12 protein-coding genes are annotated in these 15848 nt (G+C 73.4%); 5 read left to right on the top strand and 7 right to left on the bottom strand.

The window, feature by feature from the left end:
* Positions 1-78: 78 nt before the first annotated feature.
* The 3 genes from PV364_RS06140 to PV364_RS06130 all read right to left on the bottom strand — a co-directional run bounded on the left by PV364_RS06140 (position 79) and on the right by PV364_RS06130 (position 4289).
* The gene (locus PV364_RS06140; RefSeq protein WP_319658647.1) at positions 79-1131 is read right to left on the bottom strand and encodes a BMP family ABC transporter substrate-binding protein; all 1053 of its coding nucleotides are present in this window, start codon (positions 1129-1131) and stop codon (positions 79-81) included.
* Between the two features lie 154 nt (positions 1132-1285).
* Entirely contained in the window at positions 1286-2488 is a 1203-nt protein-coding gene (locus PV364_RS06135) for an amidohydrolase (RefSeq protein ID WP_319658817.1), read from the bottom strand.
* 274 nt (positions 2489-2762) lie between these two features.
* Positions 2763-4289, bottom strand: a complete 1527-nt coding sequence (locus tag PV364_RS06130; RefSeq protein ID WP_319658646.1) for a glycosyltransferase — start codon at positions 4287-4289, stop codon at positions 2763-2765.
* 206 nt (positions 4290-4495) lie between these two features.
* Here PV364_RS06130 and PV364_RS06125 point away from each other — a divergent pair, with 206 nt between their 5' ends.
* Genes PV364_RS06125 through PV364_RS06115 form a run of 3 tightly spaced genes read left to right on the top strand, consistent with a single transcriptional unit; the run spans position 4496 to position 7627 of the window.
* Entirely contained in the window at positions 4496-6400 is a 1905-nt protein-coding gene (locus PV364_RS06125; protein ID WP_319658645.1) for a hypothetical protein, read from the top strand.
* Complete coding sequence (locus tag PV364_RS06120; RefSeq protein ID WP_319658644.1) at positions 6397-6765, top strand: hypothetical protein; 369 nt, start codon at positions 6397-6399, stop codon at positions 6763-6765. Before PV364_RS06125 ends, PV364_RS06120 begins: the two co-directional genes overlap by 4 nt.
* Positions 6758-7627, top strand: a complete 870-nt coding sequence (locus PV364_RS06115; protein ID WP_319658643.1) for a SecDF P1 head subdomain-containing protein — start codon at positions 6758-6760, stop codon at positions 7625-7627. The genes PV364_RS06120 and PV364_RS06115 overlap by 8 nt, the downstream gene beginning before the upstream one ends.
* A 466-nt stretch (positions 7628-8093) precedes the next feature.
* Here PV364_RS06115 and PV364_RS06110 read toward each other — a convergent pair whose 3' ends face one another.
* From PV364_RS06110 to PV364_RS06095, 4 genes are read right to left on the bottom strand one after another with little or no spacing between them, the layout of a single operon-like run.
* Positions 8094-9215 carry a hypothetical protein gene (locus PV364_RS06110; RefSeq protein WP_319658642.1) on the bottom strand — a complete coding sequence of 374 codons (1122 nt, stop codon included), beginning with the start codon at positions 9213-9215 and terminating at the stop codon, positions 8094-8096.
* Positions 9216-9218: 3 nt separating this feature from the next.
* A complete protein-coding gene (locus PV364_RS06105; RefSeq protein ID WP_319658641.1) occupies positions 9219-10166 on the bottom strand; it encodes an N-acetylneuraminate synthase family protein in 948 nt (315 codons plus the stop codon).
* Positions 10163-11476 carry an acylneuraminate cytidylyltransferase gene (locus PV364_RS06100; protein ID WP_319658640.1) on the bottom strand — a complete coding sequence of 438 codons (1314 nt, stop codon included), beginning with the start codon at positions 11474-11476 and terminating at the stop codon, positions 10163-10165. The genes PV364_RS06105 and PV364_RS06100 overlap by 4 nt, the downstream gene beginning before the upstream one ends.
* Before the next feature lie 26 nt (positions 11477-11502).
* Positions 11503-12810: a DUF6716 putative glycosyltransferase gene (locus tag PV364_RS06095; RefSeq protein WP_319658639.1), complete on the bottom strand. Its 1308-nt coding sequence runs from the start codon at positions 12808-12810 to the stop codon at positions 11503-11505.
* A 186-nt stretch (positions 12811-12996) separates the two neighbouring features.
* Between PV364_RS06095 and PV364_RS06090 the strand changes: the two genes are divergently transcribed.
* Together PV364_RS06090 and PV364_RS06085 are read left to right on the top strand one after the other, a co-directional pair.
* Positions 12997-13977: a glycosyltransferase family 2 protein gene (locus PV364_RS06090; RefSeq protein WP_319658638.1), complete on the top strand. Its 981-nt coding sequence runs from the start codon at positions 12997-12999 to the stop codon at positions 13975-13977.
* Positions 13977-15329: a polysialyltransferase family glycosyltransferase gene (locus PV364_RS06085; RefSeq protein WP_319658637.1), complete on the top strand. Its 1353-nt coding sequence runs from the start codon at positions 13977-13979 to the stop codon at positions 15327-15329. The genes PV364_RS06090 and PV364_RS06085 overlap by 1 nt, the downstream gene beginning before the upstream one ends.
* The last annotated feature ends 519 nt before the right edge of the window (positions 15330-15848 follow it).

Genomic DNA, 15848 nt, shown 5'->3' with positions numbered 1-15848 from the left:
AGGCGCGAGGCCCGGCGGGGGAGAGCCTGGGCTATCCCCCACCGAGCCTCGCGACCGTGACTCAGAGGAGACCGGGCGTCACTTGACGGTCGTGTTGACCTTGATGTCGCCGCTCACGATCTTCTGCTTGGCCGCGTCCAGCTGCGACTTGATGTCGTCGATGAAGCCACCGCTGGTCGCCAGGCCGACGCCGTCCTTGGCGAGGTCGTAGCTCTGGGTGCCGGTCAGCGGGGCGCCGTTCTTCACGGACTTCACGGCGTCGTAGACCGCGACGTCCACGTTCTTCAGCGCGGAGGTCAGGATCGACTTCTGGTACTTGACCAGACCGGTCTGCGCGTACTGGTCGGAGTCGACACCGATCGCCCAGGCGCCGGTCTTGCCCGCGACGGCCTCGATCGCGCCGTTGCCGGAGGAGCCGGCCGCGGCGTAGACGACGTCGACGCCCTTGTCGAGCATGCCCTGCGCGGCCGCCTTGCCCTTGGCCGGGTCGGAGAAGCCGGACAGGTCGGAGCCGCTGGTCAGGTACTGGGTGGTGACCTTGACCTTCGGGTTGGTCTCGGTGACGCCCTGGCGGAAGCCCGCCTCGAACTTGTTGATCAGCGGGATGTCCACGCCACCGATGAAGCCGACCTTGTTGTCCTTGGTCTTCAGGGCGGCGGCGACACCGGCGAGGTAGGAGCTCTGCTCCTCGGTGAAGACGATGCTGTCGACGTTCTTGGCGTCCACGACGGAGTCGACGATCGCGAAGGTGGTCTTGGGGTACTTCGCGGCGGCGGCCTTGATGGAGTCGCCGTAGGCGAAGCCGACACCGATGACCGGGTTGTAGCCCGCGTCCGCCAGGTCCTCGAGGCGCTGCTCGCGGTCGGCCTCGGTGTCCGAGGTCTTCGCGGTGAGCTCCTTGACGTCGATCCCGAAGTCCGTCTTGGCCTTGTCCAGGCCCGCGGCGGCGGAGTCGTTGAAGGAGTGGTCGCCACGACCACCCACGTCGTAGGCGACACCGACCTTGAGCTTGCCGCTGCTCTTGTCGCTGTCGCTGCCGCTGTCCTTGGAACTGCTGCCGCAAGCGGTCGCGGTGAGCGCGAGGGCCGCGGAGGCTATGCCCGCGGCGGCGAACTTGGTTACCCGGCGCAAGAGGGTACCCCTTCACTAGAAGCGCCCCGTCCGGCGCTGGCTTAACCCGGAGCTTAACGCGCGTAGATGTCAGGTAAAGGGGGGTTGGCGGCCCGTTATCGGATCGACGCATTTCGGCCAGGTGACCCGGCCGTGACAGCCGGGTCACCCACCGTCATGCCAGCAGCGCAGCGGAGGTGAACAGCTCCACCCCGACCTTGATCGCTCCCTCGTCGACGTCGAAGTCACCTTGATGCAGATCACGCTTGGTCGTGTCCCCCACGGGACGCACCCCCAGCCGCGCGAGGGCGCCGGGCACCTGCTCCAGGTACCAGGAGAAGTCCTCGCCACCGAGGCTCTGCTCGGTGTCCTCCACGGTGTGCGCGCCGTAGCGGGCCGTCATGGCGTCGCGCAGCAGCTCCGTCGAGTCGTGCTCGTTGACCACCGGCGGGACGCCGCGGTGGTACGTCAGCTCCCACTTGGCGCGATACATGCCGGCGATCTGGTCGATCACCTCGTGCACCAGGTCCGGCGCCTCGTGCCAGGCGGTCAGGTCCAGGCAGCGGACCGTGCCCTCCAGTTCGGCGTGCTGCGGGATGACGTTGCAGGCGTGGCCGGCCTCGATACGGCCCCACACGATGCTCATCCCGGACCGCGGGTCGACCCGGCGGGCCAGCACGGCCGGCAGCTCGGTGGCCATCTTGGCGGTGGCCGTCACCAGGTCGGTGGTCAGGTGGGGGCGGGCGGTGTGGCCGCCCGCGCCGTCCAGGGAGAGCTCCAGGCGGTCCACCGCCGAGGTGATCGGACCCTGCCGCAGCCCGATCCGGCCGACATCGACCTTGGGGTCGCAGTGCACGGCCAGGATGCGGCCGACGCCGTCCAGCGCGTTCGCCTTGATGGCGTCCAGCGCCCCGCCCGGCATGACCTCCTCGGCCGGCTGGAACACCAGCCGCACCGGCCGCCGCAGCTTGCCCTCGCGCAGCAGCTCCGCCAGCACCAGGCCGGCGCCCAGCACCACCGTGGTGTGCACGTCGTGTCCGCAGGCGTGCGCCCGGCCGGGGACCGTCGAACGGTAGTCGACCCGCTTGGTGTCCGGGATCGGCAGCGCGTCCAGATCGGCGCGCAGGGCCAGCCGGGGCCGCTCCGGGTCCGTGTCCCCGATGTCGCAGATCAGGCCCGTCCCGCCCGGCATCACACGGGGCTTGAGACCGGCCTGCTCCAGGCGGGCCTTCACCGCGGCCGTCGTACGGAACTCCTGGCGGCCCAGTTCGGGATGCATGTGCACATCCCGCCGGAACGCCACGAGCTCCGTCCGCAGGCGCTCGGGGAGCACACCCAGAAGGGCGTCGTCCGGCGCGGCGGGGACGGTGGGGGCCACTGACACAGGGGTTCCGGAGGGTTCGGAGGGTGAGTCGTTCACCTCCGACAGGCTAGACCGCATCTGCTCTCCCGATCGCTACATCGCCGTAAATTCATTCCGCGCGAGGAAGAAAAACTCCCCCGTCCGGCGCGTACCCGGCTCCGTACAGGGGTATCAACACGGTTTACCCCTCGCCACTCCATAGTGGCTCAACGATCGCCCCGTCGCGAGGCAACGCCCGGTGAGCGGCGTCACCCTGACCTGGGAGGCAGCCGCGCGGAGGCGGGCGGGGTCAGCGCGGTCCGAGCAGCCGTGAGTAGAGGTCCAGGAGCGGGGCGGACTGCGTCTGCCAGGACCATTCGCGCAGGGTGTCGCCGCGGTCGTACGCCTTCCGGTAACGCCGCGGATTGGTCAGCACCGCGCCGACCGCGCGCACGAAGTCGGCCGTGTCCAGGGACCGGAACACCTCGCCGTTGCCGATCTCCAGCGTCGGGCGGGCCAGCACCCGGACGTCACTGACGACCACGGGCAGCCGGGCGTGGGCGTACTCGAAGTACCGGGCCGGCAGGGCCACCTGCTGCGCCGGCAGGCGGTGCACGGGCAGCACGCCGATGTCCGCGGAGGCCAGGAAGCCCGGGATCTCGGCGGGCGGGACAAAGGGCAGCACGTGCAGACGGCCCTCGACGCCGAGCTCCGCGGCGCGGTCGGTCAGGACGCGCACATAGGCGTCGCCGGGATCGGGCACGACCAGGGCGGCGTGCAGGTCGTACAGCTTGGGCAGCGCCTCGATGACCGTCAGCAGCCCGCGGGCCGGACCGACCGCGCCGCTGTGGACCAGGAGGGGGACCTCGGGGGCCAGATGGCAGCGGTCACGGACCCCGGACCGTGACGAGGAGGCCGAGGACGGCGGGGCGTTGCGCGCCACGGCCGGGCGGGCGGCGAGGCCGTGGCGCTCGCGCAGCCGGTCGGCGTAGGTCTCGGCGACGGTGACGACGCCGTCGACGAGCGGCACATAGGTGCGCTCGTGGGCGTCGCGGGCGACGGCGGCCCGGTGGCTGGGCTCGGTCTTGGCCGTGGTGTCCCAGACGACCTCGACACGGTGCCCGGTGCCCTCCGCGCGCAGCGCGGCGCGGACGGCGGTACCCAGGGTGCGGTGCCCCAGGGCGTGGACCAGGTGCGGGCGCAGCTCGTCCAGGACCGGCCCGTAGGCGATCTCCAGGTCGAGCAGCAGCGGGTCGAGCCGGCGCCAGCAGCGCTTGCCGAGCAGCAGCCGCGCGGTGGTGGTGGCCAGCCGGTCCAGCAGCCCGTCGGGCGCCGCCCTGCGGCGGACGGCGGCGCGGTACTGCGCCGAGCGCAGGGCGGTCCAGGCCCGGCGCACCGCGTGCCGCACCCGCGCGCCGCCGTGGCCGAGCCGGGCGGCGGCCTTCACCGGTAAAGGGCGGTGGATCACGTCCAGCTCGGCCCGGCGGGAGGCCAGCAGGGCCGTGTGGGCGACCACGAGGGCGGTGCGGTACGCGCAGGACTCCGCGCTGCGGTACGCCAGTGCGCGCAGCAGGCCCGGACGGGGCCGTTGCAGGCGCCTGCGCTGCAGGGTCTCCTGGACGGCGACACGGATCAGGCGCACGCCCTCGGGCGCGATACCGGCCCCGTCCTCCCGGCAGTCCTGGCAGCCGGGGCCCTCGGCTGCCCGGCCGATGATCGTGACCTCGTACCCCGCCCCGGCGGCGGCCGCCGCCACACGATGCGCCCGTGAGTCGCGCTCCAGCGCACTGTCCGCGAGAACCACGACGCGCCGGGCGGGCCTCGGTGCCGTTGCCATGGACCAAGGCAACCTGGTTCGGGTGACTGATCGGTTACGTACGGCTTGCGCGGAGCGGAACGCCCCCGGCAGCCGCAACGCGCTCCCTCGTGCGCCCCTCACGCCTCCAAGCGCCCCGGCGCGCCTGGTTTTCACACATCCCCCACCTTTTCGGGACTTGTGCGGACGCCCACACTGGTGGGAACAGGGGAAATGGGGTGGGGCGTGTGACATCGCGATACCCGGGTGCCGGGAGCCCGGGGGACACGGCCGGGACCGGCATCGGGAACGGTGCCGACGACGGCGCCGAGGCCGGTGTGGAGGACGGCGTCCGGGAGGGCTCCGGCGCCCGCGCCGCACGGGCCGCCGCGAAGCCGCCGCCCCCTCGCCCGGCGGCCGCGCCGCCGATCCCGCACCAGCGGGGAGGCGGCGCCGGCGAGGAGGACTGGAGCGCGTCCACCCGCTACATGTGCGCGGGCGCCCGGCTCGACGAGGGCTTCGCCCGCCGGGTGGTGCACGAACTGCGGCGCGAGCGCTACCGGGCCTGCGCCCCCTCCTACGGCGTCGACCTCGACCGGGTGGGCACGCATGCCGAACAGACCCTGGGGGACCTGCGCAAACGCGACCTGGTGGTCGGCGGCGCCTTCCTGGCGTCGCTGCTGCTGGCCCCGGTGGCCACCGTCGTGTACTGGTTCGCCACCGCCTTCCTGCCCGGCGGCGCCCCGCAGGGCTCCGCCGCACCCCGGTGGGCGCGCGGCCGGGAGCGGCCCCGCGACCCGGCCGTCCTGGCCGTGCTGCGGGCGCTGGCCGTACAGGTCCTCGTGCTGCTCGCCGCGAGCTGGCTGACCCCGCTGGTGCCGGTGTGGCTCAACGACGTCCCGGTGGCCACCTTCCTGCTGACGCTCGTCCTGCTGGTCGTCTGCCCCTGGGTGTTCACCTGGGAGCAGCGCGGCCGGGCGTGGAGGGCGGTCCGCGAGCAGCTCACCCGGGAGGCGTTCGGCTCGGCCGCCGACAGCCCGCCCGTGGACCGGGACGCGACCGGGCTGCCGCAGTCCTCGGTCGGCGGCGACGCCAACCTCGTCGTCTACAGCGGCTACCGCCCCTTCGTCGGCGCGGGCGACGAGGTCACCTCCTGGTCGTTCGCCATGCGGCTGACCCCCGAGGGGCACGAGCCCGGCACGGGCGCCGAGCCGCCCCCGGTGCCCTTCGACACCGCCGGCCTGGTCCGACGGATGGCGGACGACCTGGACGCGCTGCGCGCGGGCGCGGTCTCGCCCATGGACCGCGTCCCGGGACTGGAGGTCACCGAGAAGGTCTTCGTCCACGGCACCGAGCTGCGGCAGAACACCCTGTTCGGCGAGGCCGTGTTCTGGCCCGGCGCCGCCGGGCACTGGCCGCCCGAGGGAAGGCCCGCCGACCAGCTGTCCTCGGAGCGCATCGCCGCCGCCCGGGGCAACATCGACGGGCCGGTGCGGCACTGCCTGTGTGCCCAGGTGCGCAGCTGGGGCACGGACCTGGTGCTGTCGGTGTTCGTCCAGGTCGCCGTGAGCGCGGCGACCCTGTACCTGCAGGCGAACACCCTGGTGCTCACGCCCGTCAAGCAGGAGTACCGGGTGGCCGACTCGGTCGCGCGCCCGGAGGACCCGCAGGACGGCGGGAGCACCGCCCCGGGCCTCGCCGACGCACTGCTGCACAGCCGCTCGGTACTCCAGTCCGCGCCGGCCGCCGCCTTCTCCGAACTGCGCGCCCCGGCCCGGCGGCAGCGAGCGCTGCAGGAACAGCGCGCCGCCATGACCGACGACCGGCGCTACGACTTCGGGGCCCGGCTCAGCCTCCGCGAGCTCGCCTCCTCGCACGCCTTCCGGGACTTCTTCCAGCGGGTGGACGTCAACCGCATCGGCAAGCAGATCGAGTTGCAGGTCCTGGGCACCGTCGCCGAGTTCCTCGCCGAGCACGGCCTGGACCTCGGTGATCTGACGCGGCACCGCAACGTCATCCTCAACCAGGGGATCATGATGACCGGGGGCTCCATGAGCGGCAGCATCGCCGCCGGGGCCGGCGCGGCGGCCCTGTCCACCGCCCCCGCGCCGCAGTCGGCCGCCGACCCCGGCGAGGGGGGTGGCGCGCGATGACGGGGACCGGCGAACCGGGGACCAACCACGGCATCGTCATCGGCGGGCACGCCCGGGTCGCCGACTCGGCACTGGCCGCCGGGGCGGGCGCCGTCGCCCACCGCACCGCGGACGGGTCCTCCACCGCCGACGGCGCGCTCGCCGCCCTCGACGAACTGCGGCGCCGGCTGGAGGCGTTGGAGGACACCGAGGCTGCGCGCGCGGAGGCCGGGGCACTGGCCCGGGAACTGGCCGCCGGGCAGGCCGACGGCGAGCGCGTCGAGCGGCGCCTCGCCCGGCTCCGGGCGCTCATCGGCGACGCCACCGCGCTCACGGGCCTCGTCACCGCGGTGCACGCGAGTGTGCGGGCGGTCACCGGTGGCTGAGTACCGCCGCCGCACGGCGGCGCTCGCCCTGCTGCTCGGGTGTACGAGCGCGCTCGCGGCCTGTTCGCCGGCCGGGCACTCCGCCGCGGACAAGGGCGGCGACGGTCCGCGGACGACGGCCGTGTTCACCCCGCGCCGGCCGTTGGGCGAGGAGCGGTTGCGGCAGACCGCCGACCTGATGCGCCGGCGCGCCGAGGGGTTCGGTCTCCGGGACGTGGAGGTGCGCGCGGCCGGCGGGAAGGTCACCGTCTCCGCGCGGGTCGCCGCCTCGCAGCAGCTCGCCGCCGAGCAGCTCGCCTCGCTCGGCAGGCCGGCGGTGCTGGTGCTCCGGCCGGTGGTCGCGGTCGCGCCGGCCGCCGACGAGGGGCCCTCCGCTCCGGCGGGGGCCGGGGCCGCGGAGTTCCGGGCGCTCGACTGCTCGGTGGCCGCGGGCCGCACGGATCACCAACGGGGCGACGGGGAGCGGGCCGTGGCGTGCTCCACGGACGTCGCGGACGGGGTCCGGTCGAAGTACCTGCTCGACCCGGTCGCGCTCAACGGCACCGAGATCAGCAGCGCCGAGGCGGTCTTCGACCGGCAGGACGGCACCGGGTGGCAGATCCAGCTGCGGTTGACCGCCGCCGGCGCGAGGACCTTCCAGGACGTCACCGGCCGGCTGGCCGGACGGACGAGCCCGACCAACCAGTTCGCCATGGTGCTGGACGGCGCGGTGCTGTCCGCCCCCGCGGTGAACCAGGCCATCCCCGGCGGGACCGCCGTCATCACCGGCAACTTCACCCGCGCGTCGGCGGCCCTGCTGGCCGCGCAGATCAGCGGCGGCTCGTTGCCGACGCCGATGGACGTGTCGTCCATGACGCGCTGAGGCGCCTCGTGGACGGCACGTCCGCGGTGTCCGGGGCACCGCCACGCGTTCCGCGGTCAGGTCCCGCGCCGGGGCGGGACGCTCGGTGTCCGGGGTGGTCTGCGTGGCGGCCGGGCCCGGTCGCGGGACATACCCGTACCGGTCGGTTGTCATGACCCCGTACGCGTGCGTCGTCTCCGGCGTGCCCTGCACGTCCCAGCGGCTGCCCGATGACCTCCGTGCGGGCGGCCAAGCGGGCGTCGCCGGCCGCGGTGCCGGTCCGGACGATCCTGTCGTCCGCCCTCGGTGGTGGAGCAGTCCTCCTGGCCGCCGGGGTGACACCGGGTCGCGCCGTCATCCAGCGCCTGCCCTCGGTCGTCCCCCTGCGGACACCCGCGGCGGCCGGCGCCCCGCGGATCCCTCGGTCGACGCGGGAGGCGGGTCTCCCCGGTGACTTTCGCCACCGGGGAGACCCGCTTGCCGCGGGTCAGGGTGCGAGGGCCGCGGTCTGCCCGGAGACCACCGACGCCAGCCCGTGCAGCTCGCGGGCGGTGCCCGTGATGCCGGACAGGAAGCTCTCCGCCCGGGGTGAGGCGGAGTCGGTCAGCCACTCGGGGTCGACGTCGCAGACCGTGATCTTGACGCCGGTGCCCTCCAGCGCGAGCGGGAGGGTGTGCACGACCGTGGAGGGGAAGCTCAGGATCGTGTGGCCGATCGGACCCCGCCGGGCGACCAGTTCCAGGGGCAGGTCGGGCCGCACGATCTGCAGACCGGTCTCGACGGAGAGCCGGTGCAGCTTCTCGACGCTCTCACGACGGTGTGCGAAGTAGCGGGTGGCACCGTGGCCACTGGCCAGGATGCCGACCGCGGTCATGTACCGCTCCAGGTCGACGACGCCGGTCTCCACCAGGGAGGTGCCGACGATGTCGGTGCCGGCGCTGATGGTCGGCGGACCGAAGCGGGCCCGCGTCCAGGCGAACCGGTTGGCGCGCAGCGCCATGCCGGGCGGCGGAGTGGCGGGCATCGAACTGAACAGCTCGACCCGCCGTCCGCGACCCGGGGTGAGGCGCCGCCGGGCGGCCGAGGCGAAGACGCCGAAGGCGGCGTCCGCCGGGGAGCCCCGCCGGCCGCTGCGGTGCCACCGGACCAGCCGGGCGCCCTTGGTCAGCAGCTCGGTGAACTCCATGGTCGCCGTGCCGTCGTCCACAACGATGATCTCCCGCGCCCGGGTGAGCGGCAGGAGGACCTGCACCAGCCGGGAGAAGGGGTCACCGAGTACCACCCGGCCCGCGGAGCGCAGGGCCGGGGTGAGCTCGGCCGCGGTGCGCAGCAGGGAGCCCCGTGAGGAGCGTGCCTCGCACCAGCGGACCACGATGCCCTCGTCCATCGCCAGCTCCGCCATGCGGCGCAGTTGCCCGCGCGTCATGGGGTCGCGCGGGACGAGTGCCACCACGGTGAGCGGTCGGCCGGGTGCCACCGGGCCCGGGGCGGCCGAAGCCGCCCCGGGTCGCGGTGTGGGCACCGCGGGCGGGTGAACATGCGCCCACTCCAGCACGTTGAGCAGCTGAACGGGGCTCTCTACGAGTGCCAGAGTGCCGCTGTCGCCCATGGATCAGGCCGACACCGACTCGGCGTCGGCGGCAGCTGCAGCCTCCTGCTCGGCGATGACACCGGGCACGCGGCGCAGCTTCTTCATCGGGCCGAGCTCGCCCTCGTAGACCTTCTTGACACCGTCGCCGAGCGCGGACTCGATGATGCGGATGTCGCGGACCAGGCGGTCCAGACCCTGCGGCTCCACCGAGGCGGCCTGGTCGGAGCCCCAGTTCGCGCGGTCCAGGGTGATGTGGCGCTCGACGAAGACCGCGCCCAGGGCGACCGCCGCGAGGGTGGTCTGCAGGCCGATCTCGTGGCCGGAGTAGCCGACGGGCACGTTCGGGAACTCACGCTGCAGCGTGTTGATCATCCGCAGGTTGAGCTCCTCGTGCTTCGCCGGGTAGGTCGACGTGGCGTGGCACAGGATGATGTTGTCGCTGCCGAGGACCTCCACCGCGTGGCGGATCTGCTTCGGCGTGGACATGCCCGTGGAGAGGATGACGGTCTTGCCGGTGGCGCGCAGCGCGCGCAGCAGCTCGTCGTCGGTCAGCGAGGCCGAGGCGACCTTGTGGACGCGGACGTTCTCGAACTTCTCCAGGAACTCGACCGAGGGGACGTCCCACGGGGAGGCGAACCAGTCGATGCCCTTGCTGACGCAGTACTCGTCGATGGCGCGGTACTGCTCCTCGCCGAACTCCACCTTGTGACGGTACTCGATGTAGGTCATCCGGCCCCAGGGGGTGTCCCGCTCGATCTCCCACTGGTCGCGGGGGGTGCAGATCTCCGGGGTGCGCTTCTGGAACTTCACACCGTCGGCGCCGGCCTCGACGGCCGCGTCGATCAGGGCGAAGGCGTCCTCGAGGGAGCCGTTGTGGTTGATGCCGATCTCGCCGGTGACGTAGACGGGCTGGCCGGGGCCGACCAGGCGGTCGCCGATCGGACGAAGGCGGGCGGGGGTGGTGGTCACTGGGAGAGTTCCCTTCGGGAAAGTGAGGGGCCGAGGATCCACGAGGCGACCTCGCGGATCGCGCCGCGCCCTCCGGGCGTTGCGGTGATGGAGCGGGCCGCGTCCTTGACCACGTCGTGCGCGTTGGCGACGGCGGTCGGCCAGCCGACGAGCGCGAAGCAGCCGAGGTCATTGACGTCGTTGCCGACGTAAAGGACCCGCTCTGGGGCGATACCTTGCTCCTCGCACCACTGCTTCAGTGCGAGGTCCTTGCGGTCGATGCCGTGGAGCACGGGGACCTTGAGCTTGCGGGCCCGTGCGGCGACGACCGGGTTGGTCTCCGTGGACAGGATCAGGACCGGAAGTCCGTTGTCGCGCAGGGCGGCGATCCCGAGCCCGTCACCACGGTGCACCGTGACGGTCTCGCGTCCCTCGGAGTCGACCAGCACCGTGTCGTCGGTCTGGGTGCCGTCGAAGTCGAGTACGACCGCGTCGATGTCGTCGCGGGTCGGCAGGGCGGCCGGTGCCGCGGACTCGTCGGTCCTGTCGGCGGAGCCGGTCGCGGGGTCGAGCAGCGGGGCCAGGGCACGGGCGCGGGACAGGTCGTCCGGCTCGTCGATCTCCAGCACCCGGGCGGGGTCGGTGCGCACCAGCGCGGTGTGGCCGAAGAACCGGTGCTTGGCCTCGCGGAAGCCCTCGACGCGCATCGCGTAGGCGGCGCCGGTCTCCAGGAGGTCCTGCGGGCGGTCCTGCCGGCGCGGGCGGTGCGCCTTGTCGTGGTTGACACCGTACCCGCCGGTGGTGGTGGCCAGGGCGGTACGGGCCTCGCCGGTGAGGGAGGCGGCGCCCACCGTACCCCCCGCGGCGGCCGCGGCGCCCATCTCGTCTGCGGCGTCGCGCCAGATGAAGCCGTGGAACGGCGCGACGGTCACGGCCGTGTCGGCGCCGTCCTCGACGACCGCCGCGGCGACCCCGTTGACGTCCTCGACGGAGATGAACGGGCTGGTGCACTGCACGAGCAGCACGACGTCCGCGCCGACCCCGGACATCGCCTGGTAGGCGTCCATGGCGTGCAGCACCGCCGCCTCGCTGGTCGCGGTGTCACCGGCGATGGCCGCCGGGCGCAGCACGACCTCGGCGCCGGCGGCGCGGGCCGCGTCGGCGATCTCCGGGTCGTCGGTGGAGACGACCACGTCGGTGATCAACTCGGCCTCGCGGCAGGCGCGCACGGCGCGGGCGACCAGCGGCACGCCGCCGACGGGGGCGAGGTTCTTGCCGGGTACGCCCTTCGAGCCGCCGCGGGCGGGAATGACGGCCAACACCGTTGGCATGGGGGCTCCTTGCGATTTGAGGGGACTCACAGCTGGCCCCATCGGCGGATCACGGGCGCGACGCGCTGGACGCCCTGCCGGTACGCGGTGCGCGCGGAGTTGCGCGCGAAATCACGTACGGCGCGGCGCAGCGCGCTCGGCTCGGCGGGCTCCACGGCGGCGCCGGGCAGCGGCTCGCCCTTCGGGTCCAGGCTGTGCCGGGCGAGGACCCCGGGGAGGTAACCGGGCGCGGTGGCGGTGGTGTAGTACGGCGCGAGCGCAGGCAGTTCCGTCGCGGCGGCGAGCGCGGTGACGCGCTCACGCACCGTGCGGAACGGGTCGCCGTCCGAGGCGATGCCCTGGGCGCGGGCCCACGAGGGGCTCACGCGGGGCACCTGGCCCGCGTCGATGTGGTCCCACGAGGCGTAGGCGCCGGACCCCAGGAAATGGTGGTTGCCCAGCGACTCGCGAATGCCGAGATCGGTGAGGATCGCGGTCGGGATGCCGCGGTGCATGGACTCCAGCGCGGCCGTGGAACTGACCGTGACCAGCAGGTCCGTGTGGTCCAGGACCTCGCCCATGTGCCCGTAGACGAGCTTGAGGTTCTTGGGCGGGTCCAGCCGGGCCACCAGCTTCTGGTACGGCTGTTCCTCGATGTGCGTGGTGTGCTCACCGGGCTTGCTGCGCAGCTTGACCAGCACCTCGCGGTCCGGGTGGAAGCGGGCGTGGTCCACCGCGCGGCGCAGCAGGTACAGGCGGTCCTTACGACTGTCCGGGACGGACGGCTGGACCGCGAAGACGACGGTGAAGGGCCGGTCCGTCGAGGGCTCGTACGCGGCGCCCTCCAGGAACGGCAGCGCGGTCTCCACGATGGAGCCGGTGTTCGCCCCGACGCCCTCGTACACCGCGCGGAAGCGGTCGGCGTCGTGCGCGCTGTTCGCCAGGACCGCGTCGGCGCCGGAGCGCAGCAACAGGCCGTCGGCGAGCTTCTCGTAGACCACGCCGACGTAGCCGGTGACGACCACGGGCCGGCGGGGGGTGCCTTCCCAGGCGCGGGCCAGGCCGTGCAGCATGGCCTGGACCGTGCCGCCCACGCAGGACAGCACGACCACGTCCGCGGTGTCGCGGCTGGTCGTGGCCAGGAACTCGGCGGCGGTGACCTCGCGCATGGAGTCCGCGGGGATACCGACCTCGGCGAGCTGGCGCTCGGTCGGCGTCGCACGCCCGCGGAGCAGGCGGGCGTCGAGCCGCGCCTCGGGGGCGATACGGCGGGCCGTCAGCGCACCCCATTTCCATCGGGTGTCCGAGTCGGCGAGGACGGTGACCCTGATCGGGTCGGCGGTACTTGCTGGCACGCCGCAAAGCTAGGAATAGATTCCTAGCGAGCGCCCAACGCCACGCCAACGGACGGTTAACAACACGCCGCCGGATGAAGAACCGGCACGCCAGGCTGACGCGTTCACAAACCCGACACTCCACGTTCACCAAAGAGCCTGCGTCGTGTCAGCGCGCGAGGCGCCTGGGGCCATAGGGTGCGCCCCGTGAGTAAGCTTTCCGTCATCGTCCCGTTCTACAACGTGCAGGCATTTGCTCCTGACATGTTGAGAAGTCTCCGTGCGAACGCTCGGCCGGATTTCGAATTCATTCTGGTGAACGACTGCGCCACGGATGAGACGCCGAAAATCCTCGAACGCGCCCTGCCGGACCTCCCCGGGGCGAGACTGATCTCGCACGAGCAGAACGGCGGCCTCGCCACCGCCCGCAACACGGGCATCGACGCCGCCAAGGGCGAGTACGTGACCTTCCTCGACGGTGACGACTGGCTGGCCGAGGGCTACCTGCCCCAGCTGCTGGACTCCATCGAGACCCTGGGCACCGACTTCGTCCGCACCGACCACGTCGTCGTCCACGGCCGCAAGCGCACCGTCGCCCGTGTCCCGCACGGCCGCCGCGGGGTCTCGCTGGACCCCCGCGGGGCGATCCTGCCGGCCGACCGCACGACCTCGGTGGACTACCCGTACGCCTGGGCCGGGATCTACCACCGCCGGCTCGTCGACGCCGGGCTGCTGCACTTCCCCGACGGGCTGCGCACCGCCGAGGACCGGCCGTGGATCTGGCGGCTGCACCGCGAGGCGAAGAGCTTCGCCGTCGTCGGCCTGCTGGGGGTCTTCTACCGGCGCGGGGTGGCCACCTCGCTGACGCAGATCGGCGACGTCCGGCAGCTGGACTTCATCCGCTCCTTCGACCAGGTGCTCGCCGAGACGGCGACGGACCCGGAGGCGGACCGCTTCCTGCCCAAGGCCGTGCGCACCTACTGCGCGGTGATCTCGCACCACCTCGGGGCCATGGGCCGCTACGAGCCCCAGGTGGCCCGTAAGCTGAAGACCATGAGCGCCGCCGCCCTGAGGCAGATGCCCCAGGACCTCCTCGCCGAGGCTCTGGACTCGATGGACATGGAGCGCAGCCTGCGCCTGCGCAGGCTGCTGCGCCGGCGGATCGGCGGCGGGGCGGTGGCCGCGTAATGGGCCGTACCCAGGTCTTCCTGGCGGGCGGCCTCACCGGCGTGGCCGCCCTGGCCGCCGCGCTGGACGCGGGGTTGTTCACCCCGGCCGACCGGCGACTGCTGCTGATCAGCAACAACGCCCCGGTCCCGGAGATCTCGCCCGCCGCCGACGCGATGGCGGGCTTCGAGGCGCTGCGCGGCCGCTTCGACCGCGTGCTGTCGTGGAACGAGGCGATCGCCCCGCTGCACCCGCGCGGCTGGTCGCCGCGTCCGGACGACGTGCCGATGTGGGAACGCCATCTGCGGCGGCTGTGGGACCTCGGCGACGACGAGCTGGAGCTGGTCGTCGAGTCGCTGCACGTCGACCCGGCGCTCGCCCTGGTCAACGTCTTCACCGGCGCTCCGGTCGTGGCGTACGCGGACGGGCTCACGGCCTACGGCCCGAGCCCCAACAAGCTGGAGCCGCTGGTCACCACGCGTGTCGGCCGGCTGCTGCACCTGGGGCTCGTGCCGGGACTGCGCCCGCTGATGCTGTCGGAGTACGGCGTGCCGGAGGAGGTCGTCCCGGCCGAGGCGTTCACCAAGGTGCTCGCGGAGGTCGCCACGGCCGCGGAGCTCACCGCGGACGGCGACACGCCGCCGAAGGGCGGCGCCCTCCTGCTCGGCCAGCACCTGTCCGCGCTGGAGATCCTCAGCGACCGGCAGGAAGAGGAGCTCCACGTGCGCATGCTGCGCGGGGCCGTCGCCGCCGGGCACCGCACGATCGTCTTCAAGCCCCACCCGACGGCTCCCGCGCACCGGGCGGGGCAGTTGGAGCGCGAGGCGGCGGAGCTGGGCGCCGAACTGCGTGTGGCCGATCCGGCGCAGCCCGCCGAGGTGCTCTTCCAGAGCCTCCGCCCCGAACTGGTCGTCGGATGCTTCTCCACGGCGCTGTTCACCGCGTACGCGCTCTACGGGCTGCCGGTCGCCCGGACCGGCACCGGGACGGTGCTGGAGCGTTTGACGGTCTACGCCGACAGCACCCGCGTTCCCGTCACCATCGCCGACCGCCTGCTGCCCGACCTGGCCGACGGCGCCGCGGCGACCGGCTGGACCCCGCCGGCCGCCGACCGCGTCGCCACCGAGCTCGCGCCACTGCTGCGCGCCGTCGCCTTCTGCATGCAGCCGCAGATGTACGCGTCCCTGCGCGACGAGACCGCCGCCTACCTGTCGAACCGGCTCAACGCCGACAGCCGGCGCTACTTCACGCGGCGCCGGCTCTCCAGGCTCGCCCTCCCCGGCGGGGTGCCGGCCCAGCTGGCCTTCCTGCCGAACAATCCGGCGGTGCGCCGGGCGGCCCGCCGGCTGCGTCACGTGGCACGCCGCGGCTGACCCGGCGGACGGGGCGCCCCGTCCGCCGGGTCAGCCGCGGGCCGGTCCCGAAACGGGCCTCGTAGTTGCCGAGCATCTCCTCGGTCACCGCTCCCAGCAGCGGGTACCCGGAGTCGAGTTGCTCCCCGCGCTCATCGGGGTCGGGCCAGGTGCCGCGGCACGGTGCCGACGCGGCCCTGCTCGGCAGCTACGCGCAGGAGCGGCTGCCGGTCGCCGCCGACGTCCTGGGCATGAGCACCCACCGGCACCGCAGCGCCGTCGCCCGGGGCAACCGGACGAGCCAACGCAGCTCGGCGGTCCGTCAGCCGGGGGTCGGTTACCGCGGGGGCCCGCGCACCGCCGAGATCCGCGACGGCCTGCCCGACACGGCGCTGCGGGCCGGCGACCGCGCCCCGGACGCACCGCTCGCCGTGCTGCCGGGGTTCGCCCGCGCCCACCGGGCGTACGGCGGCGGCCTGTTCGTCGTCCGTCCGGACGGCCGGGTGCTACCGGCGGCGGACGACCCGCGGCGGGTGGGCG

It is taken from the genome of Streptomyces sp. MI02-7b (assembly GCF_033793585.1).
GTDB lineage: Bacteria > Actinomycetota > Actinomycetes > Streptomycetales > Streptomycetaceae > Actinacidiphila.
This window is presented reverse-complemented; position numbering and strand designations above follow the sequence as displayed.